This is a genomic window from Flagellimonas marina, from assembly GCF_042651185.1.
Taxonomy (GTDB): domain Bacteria; phylum Bacteroidota; class Bacteroidia; order Flavobacteriales; family Flavobacteriaceae; genus Flagellimonas; species Flagellimonas marina.
Genome location: NZ_JBHSCL010000013.1, coordinates 90,159 through 108,010 on the forward strand (window position 1 = coordinate 90,159; position 17,852 = coordinate 108,010).

18 protein-coding genes and 5 tRNA genes are annotated in these 17,852 nt (G+C 41.6%); all 23 read right to left on the minus strand.

Annotated features, from left to right (window positions below; translation table 11 throughout):
* Positions 1-33: 33 nt before the first annotated feature.
* Entirely contained in the window at positions 34-3,843 is a 3,810-nt protein-coding gene (rpoB, locus tag ACFOWS_RS18470) for a DNA-directed RNA polymerase subunit beta (protein WP_366584365.1), read from the minus strand.
* A 130-nt stretch (positions 3,844-3,973) separates the two neighbouring features.
* Positions 3,974-4,357, minus strand: coding sequence for a 50S ribosomal protein L7/L12 (rplL, locus tag ACFOWS_RS18475; protein ID WP_116185641.1), 384 nt, complete (start codon positions 4,355-4,357; stop codon positions 3,974-3,976).
* A 55-nt stretch (positions 4,358-4,412) separates the two neighbouring features.
* The gene (gene rplJ / locus ACFOWS_RS18480) at positions 4,413-4,931 is read right to left on the minus strand and encodes a 50S ribosomal protein L10 (RefSeq protein ID WP_366584367.1); all 519 of its coding nucleotides are present in this window, start codon (positions 4,929-4,931) and stop codon (positions 4,413-4,415) included.
* Positions 4,932-4,956: 25 nt separating this feature from the next.
* A complete protein-coding gene (rplA, locus tag ACFOWS_RS18485) occupies positions 4,957-5,646 on the minus strand; it encodes a 50S ribosomal protein L1 (RefSeq protein WP_379767926.1) in 690 nt (229 codons plus the stop codon).
* Between the two features lie 20 nt (positions 5,647-5,666).
* Positions 5,667-6,104: a 50S ribosomal protein L11 gene (gene rplK / locus ACFOWS_RS18490; protein ID WP_366584371.1), complete on the minus strand. Its 438-nt coding sequence runs from the start codon at positions 6,102-6,104 to the stop codon at positions 5,667-5,669.
* Positions 6,105-6,242: 138 nt separating this feature from the next.
* A complete protein-coding gene (gene nusG / locus ACFOWS_RS18495) occupies positions 6,243-6,794 on the minus strand; it encodes a transcription termination/antitermination protein NusG (protein ID WP_366584373.1) in 552 nt (183 codons plus the stop codon).
* Between the two features lie 7 nt (positions 6,795-6,801).
* The gene (gene secE, locus ACFOWS_RS18500; protein ID WP_366584375.1) at positions 6,802-6,990 is read right to left on the minus strand and encodes a preprotein translocase subunit SecE; all 189 of its coding nucleotides are present in this window, start codon (positions 6,988-6,990) and stop codon (positions 6,802-6,804) included.
* Positions 6,991-7,008: 18 nt separating this feature from the next.
* Positions 7,009-7,081, minus strand: a tRNA-Trp gene (locus ACFOWS_RS18505).
* Positions 7,082-7,149: 68 nt separating this feature from the next.
* On the minus strand, positions 7,150-8,337 hold the full coding sequence (gene tuf / locus ACFOWS_RS18510; protein ID WP_366584377.1) for an elongation factor Tu: 1,188 nt from the start codon (positions 8,335-8,337) through the stop codon (positions 7,150-7,152).
* Positions 8,338-8,385: 48 nt separating this feature from the next.
* Positions 8,386-8,457, minus strand: a tRNA-Thr gene (locus tag ACFOWS_RS18515).
* Positions 8,458-8,544: 87 nt separating this feature from the next.
* Positions 8,545-8,617 (minus strand) — tRNA-Gly (locus ACFOWS_RS18520).
* A gap of 79 nt (positions 8,618-8,696) precedes the next feature.
* Positions 8,697-8,779 (minus strand) — tRNA-Tyr (locus ACFOWS_RS18525).
* 22 nt (positions 8,780-8,801) lie between these two features.
* Positions 8,802-8,875 (minus strand) — tRNA-Thr (locus ACFOWS_RS18530).
* Between the two features lie 101 nt (positions 8,876-8,976).
* Positions 8,977-9,279 carry a ribosome hibernation-promoting factor, HPF/YfiA family gene (gene hpf, locus ACFOWS_RS18535; protein ID WP_366584379.1) on the minus strand — a complete coding sequence of 101 codons (303 nt, stop codon included), beginning with the start codon at positions 9,277-9,279 and terminating at the stop codon, positions 8,977-8,979.
* Between the two features lie 56 nt (positions 9,280-9,335).
* Entirely contained in the window at positions 9,336-10,226 is an 891-nt protein-coding gene (locus ACFOWS_RS18540; protein WP_379767933.1) for a tyrosine-type recombinase/integrase, read from the minus strand.
* 100 nt (positions 10,227-10,326) lie between these two features.
* Positions 10,327-10,521: a 30S ribosomal protein S21 gene (gene rpsU / locus ACFOWS_RS18545; RefSeq protein WP_366584383.1), complete on the minus strand. Its 195-nt coding sequence runs from the start codon at positions 10,519-10,521 to the stop codon at positions 10,327-10,329.
* Between the two features lie 68 nt (positions 10,522-10,589).
* Positions 10,590-11,729, minus strand: coding sequence for an acyl-CoA dehydrogenase family protein (locus tag ACFOWS_RS18550; RefSeq protein WP_379768125.1), 1,140 nt, complete (start codon positions 11,727-11,729; stop codon positions 10,590-10,592).
* A gap of 35 nt (positions 11,730-11,764) precedes the next feature.
* Complete coding sequence (locus ACFOWS_RS18555; protein WP_379767936.1) at positions 11,765-12,631, minus strand: ComEA family DNA-binding protein; 867 nt, start codon at positions 12,629-12,631, stop codon at positions 11,765-11,767.
* Positions 12,632-12,642: 11 nt separating this feature from the next.
* Positions 12,643-14,715 (minus strand): amino acid carrier protein, encoded by a 2,073-nt coding sequence (locus ACFOWS_RS18560; protein WP_379767939.1) that lies wholly within the window; start codon positions 14,713-14,715, stop codon positions 12,643-12,645.
* Between the two features lie 77 nt (positions 14,716-14,792).
* Positions 14,793-15,800 (minus strand): potassium channel family protein, encoded by a 1,008-nt coding sequence (locus ACFOWS_RS18565; protein WP_366584389.1) that lies wholly within the window; start codon positions 15,798-15,800, stop codon positions 14,793-14,795.
* Between the two features lie 2 nt (positions 15,801-15,802).
* Positions 15,803-16,030 carry a PspC domain-containing protein gene (locus ACFOWS_RS18570; RefSeq protein WP_379767942.1) on the minus strand — a complete coding sequence of 76 codons (228 nt, stop codon included), beginning with the start codon at positions 16,028-16,030 and terminating at the stop codon, positions 15,803-15,805.
* An 8-nt stretch (positions 16,031-16,038) separates the two neighbouring features.
* On the minus strand, positions 16,039-17,319 hold the full coding sequence (locus tag ACFOWS_RS18575) for a DUF2851 family protein (RefSeq protein ID WP_379767945.1): 1,281 nt from the start codon (positions 17,317-17,319) through the stop codon (positions 16,039-16,041).
* 21 nt (positions 17,320-17,340) lie between these two features.
* Positions 17,341-17,850: a DinB family protein gene (locus tag ACFOWS_RS18580; protein ID WP_379767948.1), complete on the minus strand. Its 510-nt coding sequence runs from the start codon at positions 17,848-17,850 to the stop codon at positions 17,341-17,343.
* Positions 17,851-17,852 lie beyond the last annotated feature (2 nt).

Consider the following 17,852-nt stretch of genomic DNA (forward strand, 5'->3'; position numbering starts at 1 on the left):
TATGGTGATGATATAATTAATGTAAATAGTGTTCTACTCTTCCAATCTGATATCCAAGCCCAAACCTTTTAGTTCGTGCATCAATACGTTGAAAGATTCTGGTAATCCAGGTTCTGGCATGGTCTCGCCTTTTACAATGGATTCATAGGTCTTGGCTCTTCCGATAACGTCATCCGACTTCACAGTCAAGATTTCACGTAGGGTGGATGAAGCACCGTAGGCTTCCAATGCCCATACCTCCATCTCACCAAAACGCTGACCACCAAACTGGGCTTTACCACCCAATGGTTGTTGTGTGATCAATGAGTATGGTCCAATGGAACGTGCGTGCATCTTATCGTCTACCATGTGACCCAATTTCAACATATAGATCACCCCAACGGTAGCAGCTTGGTCAAAACGCTGACCTGTTCCACCGTCATAAAGGTGGGTATGTCCAAATCTTGGTACACCAGCTTTATCTGTAAGCTCATTGATTTCGTCCAAAGTAGCACCATCGAAAATTGGAGTCGCATATTTCTGACCCAATTTCTGTCCGGCCCAACCCAAAACGGTTTCGTAGATCTGACCAATGTTCATTCGTGAAGGTACACCCAGTGGGTTCAATACGATATCCACAGGAGTTCCATCTTCCAAGAATGGCATATCCTCTTGACGAACGATTCGGGCAACGATACCCTTGTTACCGTGACGACCCGCCATTTTATCACCTACTTTCAACTTACGTTTTTTGGCGATATAGACTTTAGCCAACTTCATGATACCTGCAGGAAGTTCATCTCCAACAGAGATGGTAAACTTGTCCCTTCTTAGGTTACCTTGAATGTCGTTCAACTTGATTTTGTAGTTGTGCAACAAATCGGCCACCAATGCATTGGTATCGTCATCCGTTGTCCAGCTTCCGCCTACCAAGTGAGCGAAATCATCAACAGCGTTCAACATTTTAATGGTGTATTTCTTTCCTTTTGGAAGTACTTCTTCACCCAAATCGTTGATAACACCTTGTGATGTTTTACCGTTGATCAATCCAAACAATTTCTCGATCAATACATCTTTCAATTGTTGGAACTTCACTTCGTAGTCCATCTCCAATCTTGAGATAGCCTCTTTATCTTCGGAACGTTTTCTTTTGTCCTTAATGGAACGCGAGAACAGTTTCTTATCGATAACCACACCACTCAATGATGGAGAGGCTTTCAAGGAAGCATCTTTTACGTCACCGGCTTTGTCACCAAAGATGGCACGCAACAGTTTTTCCTCTGGAGTTGGGTCAGATTCACCTTTAGGTGTGATCTTACCGATCAAAATATCACCAGGCTTCACTTCGGCACCGATACGAATCATACCGTACTCGTCCAAATCCTTGGTAGCTTCTTCGGAAACGTTTGGAATATCGTTGGTCAACTCTTCAGCACCCAGCTTGGTATCCCTAACTTCCAACGCGTACTCATCAATGTGGATGGAGGTAAAGATATCCTCACGTACCACTTTTTCAGAGATTACGATCGCATCCTCAAAGTTGTATCCTTTCCAAGGCATGAAGGCTACCTTCATGTTTCTACCTAAGGCCAATTCACCTTTTTCAGTGGCATAACCTTCACAAAGTACCTGACCTCTTTTTACCTTGTCACCTTTTCTTACGATAGGCTTCAAGTTGATGCTGGTACCCTGGTTGGTTTTTCTAAACTTCACCAAATCATAGGTCTTGGAATCTTCTTCGAAGCTTACCAAGCGTTCTTCTTCGCTACGATCGTACTTGATGGTGATTTTTTGAGCATCTACATATTCAACGGTTCCATCACCTTCAGCATTAATCAACACTCGAGAATCGGTAGCTACTTGTCTTTCCAAACCAGTACCAACGATTGGTGAATCAGGACGCAACAATGGTACAGCCTGACGCATCATGTTGGAGCCCATCAACGCGCGGTTCGCATCATCATGCTCCAAGAATGGAATCAAAGAAGCAGAGATGGATGCAATCTGGTTAGGGGCAACATCGGTATACTGGATTTCAGCAGGATCTACTACAGGGAAATCACCTTCTTCACGAGCAATTACTTTTTCCCTGTCAATGGTTCCATCGTCTTTCAAAGGAATGTTCGCCTGAGCAATTTTCATTCCCTCTTCTTCCTCAGCACTAAGGTAAATGTGGTTTTTCGTATCCACTTTTCCATCGGCTACCTTGCGATAAGGTGTTTCCAAGAAGCCCATATTGTTCACCTTGGCAAATACGGAAAGTGAAGAGATCAAACCAATGTTCGGTCCTTCAGGTGTCTCAATAGGACACAATCTTCCGTAGTGGGTATAGTGAACGTCACGCACCTCAAATCCAGCCCTTTCCCTAGAAAGACCTCCTGGTCCTAGTGCGGATAATCTTCTTTTATGTGTAATCTCGGCCAACGGGTTGGTCTGGTCCATGAATTGGGACAACTGGTTGGTTCCGAAGAACGAGTTGATCACAGAAGACAGCGTCTTCGCATTGATCAAGTCAATCGGGGTAAATACCTCGTTGTCACGAACGTTCATACGCTCACGGATGGTACGTGCCATACGCGCCAAACCTACACCAAATTGGGAAGACAATTGCTCACCAACGGTACGTACACGACGGTTGGACAAGTGATCGATATCATCAATCTCTGCTTTGGAGTTAATCAACTCAATCAAATACTTGATGATGGTGATGATATCTTCTTTGGTAAGGACTTCTTTGTCCATACCAATGTCCAAGCCCAATTTCTTGTTCATTCTGTAACGACCAACTTCACCCAAAGAATAACGTTGATCGGAGAAGAACAATTTATCGATAATACCACGAGCGGTCTCCTCATCTGGCGGCTCGGCATTACGCAATTGTCTGTAGATATGTTCTACCGCTTCTTTTTCAGAGTTGGTAGGGTCTTTTTGTAATGTGTTGTGGATGATGGCATAGTCTGACTGTGCATTGTTCTCCTTGTGAAGTAGAATGGTCTTCACGTCGGCATCAATGATCTCGTCGATATGCTCTTTTTCCAAAACGGTATCACGATCGAGGATGATTTCGTTTCGTTCGATGGAAACCACTTCACCGGTATCCTCGTCCACGAAATCCTCATGCCATGTGTTCAACACCCTGGCGGCCAATTTACGGCCCAATACTTTTTTAAGTCCGGCTTTGGAAACTTTTACTTCTTCGGATAGATCGAAGATTTCCAAGATATCCTTATCCCTTTCAAAGCCAATGGCACGGAAAAGGGTGGTTACCGGCAACTTTTTCTTTCTATCAATGTAAGCGTACATAACGCCATTGATATCAGTAGCAAATTCAATCCAAGATCCTTTAAAAGGAATTACCCTGGCCGAATACAATTTTGTACCGTTCGCGTGAAACGATTGTCCAAAGAAAACCCCTGGAGATCTGTGCAACTGGGAAACCACAACTCTTTCGGCACCGTTGATCACGAAGGTTCCGCTCGGAGTCATGTATGGAATTGTTCCTAAGTATACATCCTGCACGATGGTTTCAAAGTCTTCGTGCTCTGGATCGGTACAGTATAATTTTAAACGTGCCTTTAAGGGAACGCTATAGGTAAGTCCACGCTCAATACATTCTTGGATGGAATATCTGGGTGGATCTATGAAGTAATCCAAAAACTCAAGTACAAATTGGTTTCTGGTATCAGTAATTGGAAAATTCTCCATGAAGGTGTTGTAGAGACCTTCGTTTCCTCTTTCATCAGATTTTGTTTCAAGCTGAAAAAAGTCTTGGAACGATTTTATCTGAATGTCCAAGAAATCCGGATAATCCGGTATGTTCTTAGCAGATGCGAAATTTACTCTTTCAGTAGTGTTTGTGAACATCAATGGACAAATTTTGATCGTGAATATTATGTGGGTTGGTGTATGGCTTTATACACTCCTTATAAAAATAGGCTAAGGTCTAACCAAAAAATGGAAAGACCTTAACCAAACTTTCTATGGTAAAAGCGAATTATTTAAGCTCAACTTCTGCTCCTGCTTCTTCCAATGATTTTTTGATGCCTTCTGCTTCGTCTTTAGCAACACCTTCTTTAACAGCTTTAGGTGCACTATCAACGATATCTTTAGCGTCTTTAAGTCCAAGACCGGTCAATTCCTTAACCAATTTTACGACTGCCAATTTAGAACCACCGGCAGCTTTAAGGATTACATCAAATTCTGATTTCTCCTCAGCAGCTTCACCTTCTCCACCACCAGCGGCGGCACCACCAGCAACGGCTACTGCAGCAGCAGCAGGCTCAATACCGTATTCTTCTTTTAAAATGTCGGCCAACTCATTTACCTCTTTTACTGTTAGGTTAACCAACTGTTCTGCAAAATCTTTTAAATCTGCCATTTTTCTATCGTTTAATAAAAATGTTTAAAAATATACTTAGTTTATTGTGCGCGAATTATTCTTTCTCGGATAATGTCTTAAGGATTCCGGCCAGTTTACCACCACCAGATTTAAGTCCAGAAATAACATTTTTGGCTGGTGATTGTAGCAATCCGATAATATCTCCGATTACTTCTTCTTTGGACTTGATGTTTACAAGTGCCTCCAAGTTTTCATCACCGATATAGATAGCCTCTTCAATAAAGGCTCCTTTCAACAAAGGTTTGTCCGATTTTTTTCTAAAGTCCTTGATAAGTTTCGCAGGCCCATTTCCCGTTTCGGAGAACATCATGGATGTATTTCCTTTCAACACGCCGGGAAGTTCACCGAATTCCTTATCAGAAGCTTCCATTGCCTTTGCAAGCAAGGTGTTCTTAACAACCGCAAGTTTAATATTGGCCTTAAAACATGCCCTTCTTAAGTTAGAAGTGGCAACGGCATCCAATCCTGAAATATCAGCCAAATAAATATTGGCGTTTTCAGCTAACTGTGCAGTCAAATCTTCTATTACTGTTGCTTTTTCTTCTCTTGTCATAGTTAAAATATTGAACTACCAGTTATTAAACTGCTTTAGGATCTAATTGAACACTGGGACTCATGGTAGTAGACATGTAAATACTTTTCATGTAAACTCCTTTTGCTGCAGCTGGCTTCAATTTATTCAAGGTATCAATCAATTCCTTGGCATTTCCTGCGATCTTGTCAGCAGAGAATGAAGCTTTACCGATTGCGGCATGCACAATTCCAGTCTTGTCTACTTTAAAGTCAATTTTACCGGCCTTAACATCGGATACTGCCTTAGCAACGTCCATGGTTACGGTTCCGGTCTTTGGATTTGGCATTAGTCCTCGTGGTCCCAAAACGCGACCTAACGGACCTAATTTACCCATGACGCTTGGCATGGTGATGATGACATCAACATCTGTCCAACCGCCTTTGATCTTATCCAAATATTCATCCAACCCAACATAATCAGCACCGGCTTCTGTAGCCTCTGCCTCTTTATCTGGGGTCACCAATGCCAAAACTTTTACGTCTTTACCTGTTCCATGTGGAAGGGTAACCACGCCACGCACCATTTGATTTGCCTTTCGTGGATCTACACCCAAACGAACTGCAATATCAACAGAAGCGTCAAATTTTACATTGGTTATTTCTTTTACTAAAGCAGAAGCTTCTTCCAATGAATAGAGTTTGTTCTTCTCTATTTTAGCTTGGGCTTCTTTTTGCTTTTTAGTCAATCTTGCCATTTCTTAATTGCTTTCAGATTTTAAAAAGGTCTTTGTCCTGCTATTTTCAGACCCATAGATCGTGCAGTCCCTGCAACCATACTCATTGCAGATTCTACGGTAAAAGCATTTAAATCCACCATCTTATCTTCGGCGATTTGTTTTACCTGATCCCATGTTACTGAACCATTTTTTACCCTGTTAGGTTCTCCCGATCCTTTTTTAATCTTAGCCGCTTCCAACAATTGAACTGCCGCAGGTGGTGTTTTTACAACAAACTCGAACGATTTGTCTTTGTAAACGGTGATAACAACGGGCAATACTTTGCCTGGTTTGTCCTGTGTACGAGCATTAAACTGCTTACAGAACTCCATGATGTTAACACCAGCAGCACCTAAGGCGGGTCCAACCGGTGGCGATGGATTCGCAGCACCTCCCCTAACTTGTAATTTAACTACCTTATCTACTTCTTTTGCCATTGTTTCTAATTAAATTTAAAGTGTGTCAATTGGAAGCAACACAGCTTTATATATGTAACAGCTCTATTATTCTTACAGATTTCAGAACTCAGACATCTGACATCTGACATCTGACATCTGACATCTGACATCTGATTATTATACTTTTTCTACTTGCATATAGCTTAGTTCCAATGGTGTTTTTCTTCCGAAAATCTTTACCATTACCTCCAGCTTACGCTTTTCTTCATTGATTTTTTCAACAGTTCCATTGAATCCATTGAAAGGCCCATCAATAACCTTGACCGTTTCTCCCAACACAAATGGAATAGCCACATTGTCTGTATTTACAGCCAACTCGTCCACTTTCCCCAGCATACGGTTTACCTCCGATTTGCGTAACGGAACGGGATCCCCTCCTTTAACTTCTCCTAAAAAGCCTATTACATTGGTAATGGAACGGATAATGTGTACCATTTCACCACCAAGGTTGGCCTTTATCATGATATATCCAGGAAAGTAAACTCGTTCTTTGTTGATTTTCTTTCCGTTTCTGATCTGTACAACTTTTTCGGTAGGCACAAGAACCTCGTCAAGATAGTCACCAAAACCAGCACGCTCCACTTCACTTTCAATGTAGCCTTTGATCTTGTTCTCTTGACCGCTAACGGCCCTCACCACATACCATTTTTTCTCCAGAACCTCAGACATACCTCTCTTAACCTATTAATTTATCAAAATACAAGCCTATCAACTTACTAAAAAGCGTATCCACGCCCCATGTTGCCAAAGCAAAAATGATGGAGAAAACTGCTACAATAACCATGAGGTTAGAGGCCTTATCCCTGTCCAACCAGGTAACGTTGTTCTTTAATTCCTCAAATGATTCTTTTACGTAAGTCAACATAGTACTTGTATTTTCTTGCACGGGAGGAGAGACTCGAACTCCCGACACCTGGTTTTGGAGACCAGTGCTCTACCAACTGAGCTACACCCGTTTAATTACGCCGAAAGGTATCCCGAGTAAATCGGAACACCCTTTGGCGTACAATTTTATTGTAAATGATTAATCTAGAATCTCAGTAACCTGACCAGCACCTACTGTTCTACCCCCTTCACGGATGGCAAAACGTAGACCTACGTTCAACGCGATTGGCTGAATCAAATCTACAGTAATTGTCAAGTTATCACCAGGCATAACCATTTCTACTCCATCAGGAAGAACAATATTTCCTGTTACGTCAGTTGTACGAACGTAGAACTGAGGACGGTAGTTGTTGTGGAATGGAGTGTGACGTCCACCTTCTTCTTTTTTAAGGATATATACCTCAGCTTTGAATTTAGCGTGCGGCTTAACAGAACCTGGCTTACAGATAACCATACCTCTTTTGATATCGGATTTTTCAATACCTCTCAAAAGAAGACCAACGTTATCCCCAGCTTCACCTCTATCCAAAATCTTACGGAACATCTCAACACCAGTGATGGTAGAAGTCAATTTCTCAGCACCCATACCAATGATTTCAACAGGGTCACCTGTGTTGGCAACACCAGTTTCAATACGACCTGTGGCAACAGTACCACGACCTGTAATGGTAAATACATCTTCGATTGGCATCAAGAATGGCTTGTCAACATCTCTTTCAGGAAGTTCAATCCAGCTATCAACAGCTTCCATCAATTCCATAACGGTATCAACCCATTTCTGCTCTCCGTTCAATGCACCAAGTGCAGAGCCAGCGATAACGGGTCCGTTGTCACCATCATACTCATAGAAAGAAAGCAATTCTCTTACTTCCATTTCAACAAGCTCCAAAAGCTCTTCATCATCAACCATATCCACTTTGTTCAAGAAAACAACGATACGTGGAATACCTACCTGACGACCCAAAAGGATGTGCTCACGAGTCTGTGGCATAGGACCATCAGTAGCAGCAACAACCAAAATAGCACCGTCCATCTGGGCAGCACCAGTAACCATGTTCTTTACGTAATCCGCGTGACCAGGACAGTCAACGTGGGCGTAGTGACGGTTAGCAGTTTGATATTCAACGTGTGAAGTGTTGATAGTAATACCTCTTTCTTTCTCCTCTGGCGCATTGTCAATGGAATCAAAGCTCCTAATTTCAGAAAGACCAGCGTTTGCCAAAACAGTTGTAATAGCAGCAGTCAATGTAGTTTTACCGTGATCCACGTGTCCAATGGTACCAATATTTAAGTGGGGTTTGGAACGATCAAAAGTTTCCTTTGCCATTTTAAAATAATTTAATTCTTAGTTTATATTAGTGTACAAATCGTTTTGAGCCAATGAGGGGATTTGAACCCCTGACCTCTTCCTTACCAAGGAAACGCTCTACCCCTGAGCTACACCGGCGTAAAGTGTTGAATCGACTTCCTTTTAAGTTACATTTTTTCAAGGAAGAGATTCCTGCCTTCGCAGGAATGACAATCTTGTCTTTAGAGCGGGAGACCGGGTTCGAACCGGCGACATTCAGCTTGGAAGGCTGACGCTCTACCAACTGAGCTACTCCCGCATTTTTATGGGCCAAGCCCAAAAAGTTATCAACATTTCAAAAAACCTTCGTTTCCACGTTGTCTTGCCAACAACTCTTGTGGGGAGAGCAGGATTCGAACCTGCGAAGGTGAAAACCAACAGATTTACAGTCTGTCCTCGTTGGCCGCTTGAGTATCTCCCCGCCTTATTTTCAGTAACTTACGAGCCGATGGAGGGACTCGAACCCACGACCTGCTGATTACAAATCAGCTGCTCTAGCCAGCTGAGCTACATCGGCAATTTACCGGCTTTTCCACATAAAAAAAGTCCGCTATTTCTAACGGACTGCAAATGTATAGATTTATTTTTTTAATCAAAATAAATTTTCAAAAATTTTGATTAAACCTTGGCCCTCAATTTTTCCTTCTTTTTCACCAATTGTCTTTCTAATGAACTGCAGGCCGAATCAACTGCTTCCTCAAATGACTTACACTGTTTTTTAACTACAATTTTATCTCTTGGAATCGACACCATAATTTCCACAATCTTATTCTCTTTGGCACTAGTGTTTTCCACTTTTAAATAAACATCAGAATCAATGACCTTGTCATAGAACAATTCCAGCTTATCCATTCGTTTCTGAACAAAATCCAAAAGCTTACCATCAGCTACAAAATTTACCGATTGTGTGTTTACTTTCATAAGATGTAGTTTTTAGTGCTGCCTGACGACAGCGAAGTTAAACAATACAAGAAATACTATTCCTTGTTTCTAGGATGGGCCTTCTGGTGAACTTTCTTTAGTTCGGCAATGCTGTTATGTGTGTATACTTGGGTAGATGCCAAACTCGAATGACCCAATAATTCCTTTACTGAATTTAAATCTGCCCCCCTGTTCAGTAAGTGTGTTGCAAAGGTGTGCCTTAAAATATGTGGGCTCTTTTTTACCTTGGGAGACACTAAACTAAAATACTTATTTATAGTACGATAAACAAGTGTTTCGTAAATTTTAAGACCACTTTGGGTCAACAGAAGAACGCCTGGGTCCTGCACCTTTTCCAGATTGGAACGGTGCTTTAAATAGGTTTTTATTAGGCTGGCCGTGGCAGGGAGCAATGGTATAATCCGTTCTTTGTTGCGTTTGCCCAATACCTTCAGGGTATTTTGGGAAAAATCAATATTGTTCAACCTTAGGTTCACCAATTCTGCCCTACGCATTCCCGTAGCATAGAGCAATTCGATAATGAGCTTATCCCGAGTTCCTTCAAAGTCATCATCAAAAGGAATGGCCTTTAGCATTTCTTCCATTTCATGTTCAGAAAAGGGAACCTCAACCTTTTTATCGGTTTTTAAGGATTTGTGCTTTGTTAAAGGTGAAGCTGAAATATCCCCTATCTTCAAAAGAAATTTATAATAAGCCCGTAGGGAAGATATTTTTCTGTTGATACTCCTATTGGAAACTTCATTGCTGGATAAATGCACTATCCAGTTCCGAACCATGGGATACCCAATATCAATTAGGGATGAAACATCATGGTGCTCTTCGCAAAAACTTGAAAACTCCCGAATATCCCGCTCGTACGCCTGAATGGTATGCTTGGAGTAGTTTTTCTCCAATTGCAGATAGGATATGAACGCATCTACGGACATATTCCAAAGGTAGCCAAATACAACTATCAGATATGTCCTTAAACAAAAAATCCCGTTTCCTAAACGAAAACGGGATATAGTATATGGTGTAAAAAGTCAGTTACACTTCCTCTTGATCTCTCAAGCTCTGGATGTACTGTGCTTTTTGAATTTCAGCTCTACGCTGCACAGAAGGCTTGGTAAACTGCTGTCTGCTTCGCAACTGACGCATGGTACCGGTCTTGTCGAACTTACGTTTGAAACGTTTTAAAGCTCTATCTATGTTCTCTCCTTCTTTTACTGGTATTATCAACATGGGCTACAACCTCCTTTCTTTTATATTTTGGTCGGCAAATATACGCTTAAAAGTATTTAGTAAACAAATTACTTTAGAATATTTCTGGAAATCACCAATTTCTGGATTTCGGTAGTACCCTCCCCTATGGTGCAAAGCTTAGCATCACGATAGAATTTCTCTACTGGAAAATCCTTGGTATAGCCATAGCCGCCATGAATCTGAACCGCATCATTGGCTATCTTAACGCACACTTCCGATGCGTACATTTTGCACATGGCGCTCAATTTGGTCATGGGCCTTTTTTCATTCTTTAGAAAAGCAGCCTTGTGCAATAAAAGTTCCGATGCTTCAATCTCCGTGGCCATGTCTGCCAATTTAAAGGATACCCCTTGAAACTCACTGATAGGCTTCCCAAACTGAACTCGTTCCTTGGAATATTTCAATGCTGCTTCGTATGCTCCTTTTGACACACCAAGGGACAAAGCACCAATAGAAATCCGCCCCCCATCCAAAATCTTCATGGATTGAATGAACCCATCTCCTACTTGACCCAAACGGTTGACATCGGGAATCCTACAATCTGAAAATATCAGTTCTGCCGTTTCACTGGCCCGCATACCCAATTTATCTTCCTTTTTTCCGCTGGTAAACCCTGGTGTACCTTTTTCAATGGCAAAAGCGGTCATTCCATGGCTATCACCCTTTTCACCTGTTCTGGCTATCACCACAGCTATATCGCCACTGATTCCATGTGTTATAAAGTTCTTGGCGCCATTCAAAACCCAATGATCACCATCTTTTACGGCAGTGGTGTTCATACCCCCCGCATCAGAACCTGTGTTGTGCTCGGTAAGGCCCCAAGCCCCAATCCACTCAGCTGTGGCCAATTTTGGAATCCAACGTTGTTTTTGTTCTTCGTTTCCAAACGATAAAATATGATTGGTGCAAAGTGAGTTGTGCGCCGCAACCGAAAGTCCAATGGAAGGGTCCACTTTTGATATCTCTTCCAAAATGGCAATATATTCATGGTAGCCCAAGCCAGAACCTCCCAGTTCTTCGGGAACTAAAACTCCCATAAAACCAAATTCCCCCGCTTTTTTGAAAACCTCAACAGGAAATGTCTGGGATTCATCCCATTCCATAACATGGGGTAAAATGTACTGCTGCGCAAACTCCCGCGCAGATTCGGCGACCATCTTTTGGGTCTCCGAATAATCAAAGTTCATTGTGTACAAGGTATCCGTAACCATTCAAGCAATTTTTATAAGGTCAAATATAACTTAATTCTCTCAATCCTATCGGTTGGAAACGACTTGAGGTTCTTTAATTCGTCCAGTGTTGTGTAAGCACCATTGGTTTCTCTGTAAGCGACAATTTCCTGAGCCAGATTATAGTCAATATAAATTAAACTCGCCAACTGCTCTACCGTGGCAGTGTTTATATTGATTTTCTCGACTTTTGGCACTTCAACCACTTTAAATTGTTCCAATGTTCTTTTTACGACCTCTGGTTCCAATCCGTAGACATCGTATAATTGCTCATTTACCAAAAATCCACCCAATCTATCCCTAAATTTTATGATTCGGTTGGACAACGTTTGCCCAATCCCCCTTACGGTCTGAAGTTCCTCTACTGTTGCAGCATTCAAGTCCTTGGAAGCTTTTCGGTTTTCCGTTTGGTTTGATTTAAAGGTGTTGGGATTGTTATTTTGCCGATTTTGATTTGCCCATTTCGGAAACTTAAAATAAGGAGCAATTGCAGTAAGAAGTGAATCTGATACTTGTGTTACTTCCTGAAACTCTTCTTTTGAGTTGACATACTTGTCGGCTGCTCGATGTGCCAATAACCGGTCTATTTCAATAGTGGACATTCCCAATGTATACCCTTTGTAATCTGTTATATAATTTGGGTTGAAGGGAAAGAGCCTCAACGTATCTTTTGCAGAATCACGCTTTAGACTGTCCAAATGGGCTTGGACAATTGTATTGAGCTCCACTTTTGGACTTCCGTTAAAAGGTTGCGCTTTTACGTAAAAATATATGCCTTGAAGCGCAAAAATAATAAGCAATAAAAAGAAAATCCCACTTCGTTCTTGCTTGTTGAACCTGAAGTGGGATTCTCCTTTCATTCGTGTTTTTTTTATTTTTTATCGACCACTACTTTTTTAAAAAGCTGGTTGGCCTTCAATTTTTTGAGATAATTGTTCAAGTCGCCCCGAACCTCTCCAGACATAATGTACAGACCTATTATATTAGGGAATGACATCGCCAAAATCATCATATCGGAAAAATCAAGTACGGCCCCCAAACTTACCGATGCTCCAACCACAACGAATATCAGAAACAGCATCTTGTATAGCATTTCGGAGCGCTTGCTCTTTCCAAACAAATACGTCCACGCCCTCATTCCGTAATACGACCATGAGATCATGGTGGAAAATGCGAAAAGGAACACGGCTACTGCCAACACATAAGGGAACCAAGATATTTGACTTCCAAATGCATCAGAGGTCAGTTGCGCCCCTGCCATACCTTCAACTTCGTGCATTCCTGTAAAAATTAGCACCAAAGCTGTTAGGGTACATACTACAACGGTATCAATAAAAGGCTCTAACAATGCCACAAATCCTTCAGATGGGGGATGGTTTGTTTTTGCAGTACTGTGGGCAATGGCCGCCGAACCAACTCCTGCTTCATTTGAAAATGCCGCACGCTGAAATCCAATGACCAAAACTCCTAAAATACCCCCTTTTAATGCGGAAGGACTAAAAGCTCCGTCAACAATTGCCGAAAATGCAGGTCCTATGTTCTGTATGTTCATAATGATTACGGCCAACGCTGCTAAAATATAAATGGAAGCCATAATGGGCACTACTTTTCCGGTTACCCTTGCAATACTATTTATTCCTCCAATAATAACAACCCCTACAAGAATTGCGGTAACCACCCCAAACCAAAAACCGTTACCCGCCAGCGCTGGAAATTGTCCTGCCAATTGCTCAAAAGATTGATTGGCCTGGAACATGTTCCCACCACCAAAAGAAGCGCCAATGGCAAGTACGGCAAAAAGACCGGCCAACACCTTTCCAAAACCTTTCAGGTTACGTTTTTCAAGTCCGTAACGGAGATAGTTCATAGGACCTCCAAATACTCTACCGTCTGGTAATATATCACGATATTTTACGCCCAGAGTACACTCAACAAATTTTGAAGACATACCTAACAATCCACATACAATCATCCAAAAAGTAGCTCCTGCCCCACCCAAGGAAACGGCTACGGCCACACCTGCTATATTTCCAAGTCCAACAGTACCAGAAACCGCTGTTGCCAAAGCTTGAAAGTGGGTTACCTGACCTGGTGCATTTGGGTCATCGTATTTCCCTTTTGCCAAATCAAGGGAGTGCTTAAACCCTCTAATGTTGATAAAGCCCATTCTAAGGGTAAAAAACAGCGCACCAAAAACCAACCAAATCACTATGAAAGGAATTCCCTTAACAATGGGGTCACCGTTGGGGTGAATCATAGCTATAGGCTCATCATATTTTATTTCAGCAAAATAATGGGCCCCTTGTTCTATAACATGTTCTGGGTTTTCAGAGTTGAAGATTACTTTTCCTTCATCTGTCTTATGTATCAATTTACCTTTGGCATTAGCCTTGATGGTAATATCTCCTCCTTTGTCACTGGTAATGATAGCAATGTCATCTCCGACAGCCACACTTTGTCCTTCTCCCTTTAACCATTGTTTTACCACAAACCGGTCTTGGGTTTCATTGCTCCAATCAGGAATGCCAATAAGTTTGACATCTGCATAGGCCACAGGGTCATAAATACCGATTGCTGCAAAAGGATCCCAAAACAAAACAGCCCCCAAAGCGCTTACAGCGGGGGTCATTGTTCCATTGAATACTTCTGTAATGGACTCTGTTTCAACCTCAAACTCTTTGGTAACAGAATTTCCGGCCGCATCAGTGACCACAACGCTGTACGGAATTCCCTCAACCAAACCTTGGGCCCTTTTGGAAGTAAGGGGAGTACTTTGATTGCTCCACTTATAGGAATAGGGCTCTACTCCACCTTCCACGGAAAGCTCAATAGCTCCATCATTGATATTATTGGATACATTATACGTTTTGCCCTCTACAGTCAATTCCTGTGCATAACCCAAAGTCAGTGATACAAAGGCCAAAAAGGAAAGAAAATATTTCATATATCGGTATTAGTTAGTTATGGAAGTCGGCAATATCCAAAAAAAAAATAACGCTATCAAATTTTACAATTTTTTAACTAGCCTATTTGGAACATTTCATTGAGTTTACGTATTTGTTCCGGTCTGCCCAAAACAATGACCTTCCCCTTGGGTTCCAGTTTGAGGTCTGCCTCTGGGTTGATGATGTATGTACCATCGGGATCAATATAACCGATTATGGTGCATCCTGTTTTTCTTCGAAGGTCCAAATCACGAATTGAATTACAGTCCATCTGATTGGAAAAATCCTCAATTTCCACCTCTTCCAAATTGGTTGTATGTTCTCCTTCCACAGAAAGCTTGTCCATAAACGTGATCAAATCGGGCATGACCACCAAGGATGCCATATGGTCCCCACCAATCTTATCGGGCATAATCACTTTGTTGGCTCCCGCAAACTGGAGTTTTTTCAAGGAAGTAACCTGGGATGCCCTACTTATAATGAATAGGTCTCTGTTCAACTGGCGTGCAGAAAGTACAATAAACAGGTTGGCTGCATCATCGGGCACGGCCGTGATCAAATATTGGGCACGCTCAATACCAGCCTCTAACAATACATCATCCTCATTGGCATCCCCTTCCACAAACAATACCTCCTCTGCATATCGCTCAATAATTTCTTTATCCTTTTCTATGACGACAAAGGGTTTTTTATAGGCCATTAATTTATCCGCGGCCTGCATGCCATTTCTACCAAAACCACAGACCACCACATGATTTGTTAGGTTATCTATCTCTTTTTTCACTCTCTTCTTTTTTAATGCTTCAATTGAGTTTCTCGCTAAAATGTACTCCGTAACCACAGATATGGCAAAACCAAAGATGAACACACTGGTTACTATTAAAAATACGGTAAATATCTTTGCTTCGGCATCTAAGGGCCTTACTTCGGAAAAACCAACGGTAGTAACCGTGATAATGGTCATATAGAAGGCTTCAATCCATGTGTAATCCGCCAGTAGTTTATATCCTATCACCCCAAATGAAAGTACCAACACCATCAAGGAAAGAGCCAGCACTATTTTGGAACGAAAGAGTCTGATCATAATTAAAGGTCAAATACAGAAGTTCGTTTGGTGTAGATCAAATCCTTGATCCGCAACCAAAATGCGATAAAAAGATAAAGGGCGAATCCAAAGCCGAGGGTAACAAAAGTCAAATAGATGAATGTAATACGAACCACCCTGGCGCGTATACCCAAACGTTCTGCAATACGCCTACAGACCTCAAAGCCCCTCTTTTGGAAATAATATAAGGTGTCGTAGAACAAAGCCATGCCTAAAATTATGTATTTCTATTCAATAAATGCGTACCCAAGGCACAGCGCAAACATTTATTTTTAGAACAATATTGGGTATGGAGTTGAATTTTGGCCTGACTTTCCATGGCATTCTTGGTTTTGGACCCCAAATTTTCAAAGCCTTTAATAATCGAATTCTGCTCTTTCTTTATTTCCGATATCAAGGAAATTAAATCATCGTTCCAGTCTAAACCCACACGTCTTGAATAGCAAAATTTTAAGGGAACAATGGTATTGATGACCAATAAATCCATAAAACTTTTAGAGAGTTTCTTTTTGCTTTTTTTTGACTTCTTACCAAAGGTAAAATGGTCGTTCCAATAGAAACTTGAAGCGATGTCAAAAATTGAATAGATTTCCTCAAGAACATCAACTTCCATCAATTGGGCAAAAAGGCTCTGCTTTTTTCTATACAACTGGGCCAGTTGTGAAATCCTGATTGTGGGAAAATTGGGTGGTCGAAGTCCAAAAAACTCAGGCTTGGATAAAGCTGGCAACAAATCGAACTTTCTACTGAGATATTGGTATTCTTTTTGAAGCCTTAAAAAATAATGATCGGTGCAATCGTCCACCTCCAATAGCCCAAAATGACCGAACAATAGGCTTTCCAAATCTTCTAGTGAACCGCTTACCTTTCGGATAATGGAATATTCCAATTGCAAGGCCCTGTCCAAAAAGAAATCGCCATTGACCTTAGAACCAAAATTTTTCGCCAGAAGTGCGAACAGCACCCCCTCCCAATCGTTCTTCGACTTTTTGAGCAACACTTCTATACGTTTGCTCTTTTCTTCCAACCGTTCAATGTACAGCCTGTGCAACCAGTGTTCCACCAAAAAAGAATCCATTTGGGCAAAATCTTTTTCACAGTTGATGAACTTGGGTTTGGACTTTTCAAATAAATTTTGGTAGCGCTCCAACAATTCTTTGGAAACATAATCTTTAAGTTCCAGCGTGGGTATCAACGACCCATCCTTACGGAAAACGGCAATATCATCTTCCCAGACCACATGTAGAATTACATTATCATAATTGGAATCGGTCTGATGATGGTGTGCATACCAATCCGATGATTTCAGATGAATTTCCACATTGCCCACCCAGATTTGAGCATCAATTGCTATTTGGGCATTGAAAAAATCTGGACCTGAATACTGATTTGGGACTCCCGGGGCCTTAATGGTTATGGCTTCGTTGGCAGTTGAGGTAAGTTGTCTTCCATGAAGCTTTTTTTGCCCCCAAATAAAATGGAGCAAGTCTTCCTTCATAGGGCCAATATAGGAAATTGACTACCAATTTCCAGCATAGGTTAGCGAATCTCCCGAACTTTCCTTCAAAAAATTATATTTAATACGGTTGATTTGCCTAATGTGGAGGTAATCGTGCGCCAACCAATTGAATAAAAAGGAGCGAGCAGACATGGTACCTAACTCGGGATGGTATAACGAATTTTCCCAAGCGAGGTCTGCAGTGGTCTTCAACCAAGCTATGGAGATTTGCCTTTCCTTATCAAATTGTTCTACTTTTTTCTCAAAATCCTGACCATTGTAATCCCGTTTTTTCACCCAACCAACGGGATCAATGGAGGCAAGGGGTGTCTCAGGATGCTGAAGTGTATGGCCCACCCTGGTTCTAAAATCTTCTTTTTCCTCATCCACCAAATGGCAGATAATTTCCAACAAGGACCAGTCTTTTGGATTGGCTTTCCAATGAATAAGGTTTTGGGGCATATCGGTCAAAGTTTCCGTAAAAACCTTTCGGTTTCGTTCCAATTCTGCTATGACCGATTCCAATTCCATGT

Bases quoted from the DNA above. Each gene is read 5' to 3' on its own strand.
- rpoB (WP_366584365.1), bottom strand. From the start codon at position 3,843: ATGTTCACAAACACTACTGAAAGAGTAAATTTCGCATCTGCTAAGAAC.
- rplL (WP_116185641.1), bottom strand. From the start codon at position 4,357: ATGGCAGATTTAAAAGATTTTGCAGAACAGTTGGTTAACCTAACAGTA.
- rplJ (WP_366584367.1), bottom strand. From the start codon at position 4,931: ATGACAAGAGAAGAAAAAGCAACAGTAATAGAAGATTTGACTGCACAG.
- rplA (WP_379767926.1), bottom strand. From the start codon at position 5,646: ATGGCAAGATTGACTAAAAAGCAAAAAGAAGCCCAAGCTAAAATAGAG.
- rplK (WP_366584371.1), bottom strand. From the start codon at position 6,104: ATGGCAAAAGAAGTAGATAAGGTAGTTAAATTACAAGTTAGGGGAGGT.
- nusG (WP_366584373.1), bottom strand. From the start codon at position 6,794: ATGTCTGAGGTTCTGGAGAAAAAATGGTATGTGGTGAGGGCCGTTAGC.
- secE (WP_366584375.1), bottom strand. From the start codon at position 6,990: ATGTTGACTTACGTAAAAGAATCATTTGAGGAATTAAAGAACAACGTT.
- tuf (WP_366584377.1), bottom strand. From the start codon at position 8,337: ATGGCAAAGGAAACTTTTGATCGTTCCAAACCCCACTTAAATATTGGT.
- hpf (WP_366584379.1), bottom strand. From the start codon at position 9,279: ATGAAAGTAAACACACAATCGGTAAATTTTGTAGCTGATGGTAAGCTT.
- ACFOWS_RS18540 (WP_379767933.1), bottom strand. From the start codon at position 10,226: ATGTCCGTAGATGCGTTCATATCCTATCTGCAATTGGAGAAAAACTAC.
- rpsU (WP_366584383.1), bottom strand. From the start codon at position 10,521: ATGTTGATAATACCAGTAAAAGAAGGAGAGAACATAGATAGAGCTTTA.
- ACFOWS_RS18550 (WP_379768125.1), bottom strand. From the start codon at position 11,729: ATGAACTTTGATTATTCGGAGACCCAAAAGATGGTCGCCGAATCTGCG.
- ACFOWS_RS18555 (WP_379767936.1), bottom strand. From the start codon at position 12,631: ATGAAAGGAGAATCCCACTTCAGGTTCAACAAGCAAGAACGAAGTGGG.
- ACFOWS_RS18560 (WP_379767939.1), bottom strand. From the start codon at position 14,715: ATGAAATATTTTCTTTCCTTTTTGGCCTTTGTATCACTGACTTTGGGT.
- ACFOWS_RS18565 (WP_366584389.1), bottom strand. From the start codon at position 15,800: ATGATCAGACTCTTTCGTTCCAAAATAGTGCTGGCTCTTTCCTTGATG.
- ACFOWS_RS18570 (WP_379767942.1), bottom strand. From the start codon at position 16,030: ATGGCTTTGTTCTACGACACCTTATATTATTTCCAAAAGAGGGGCTTT.
- ACFOWS_RS18575 (WP_379767945.1), bottom strand. From the start codon at position 17,319: ATGAAGGAAGACTTGCTCCATTTTATTTGGGGGCAAAAAAAGCTTCAT.
- ACFOWS_RS18580 (WP_379767948.1), bottom strand. From the start codon at position 17,850: ATGGAATTGGAATCGGTCATAGCAGAATTGGAACGAAACCGAAAGGTT.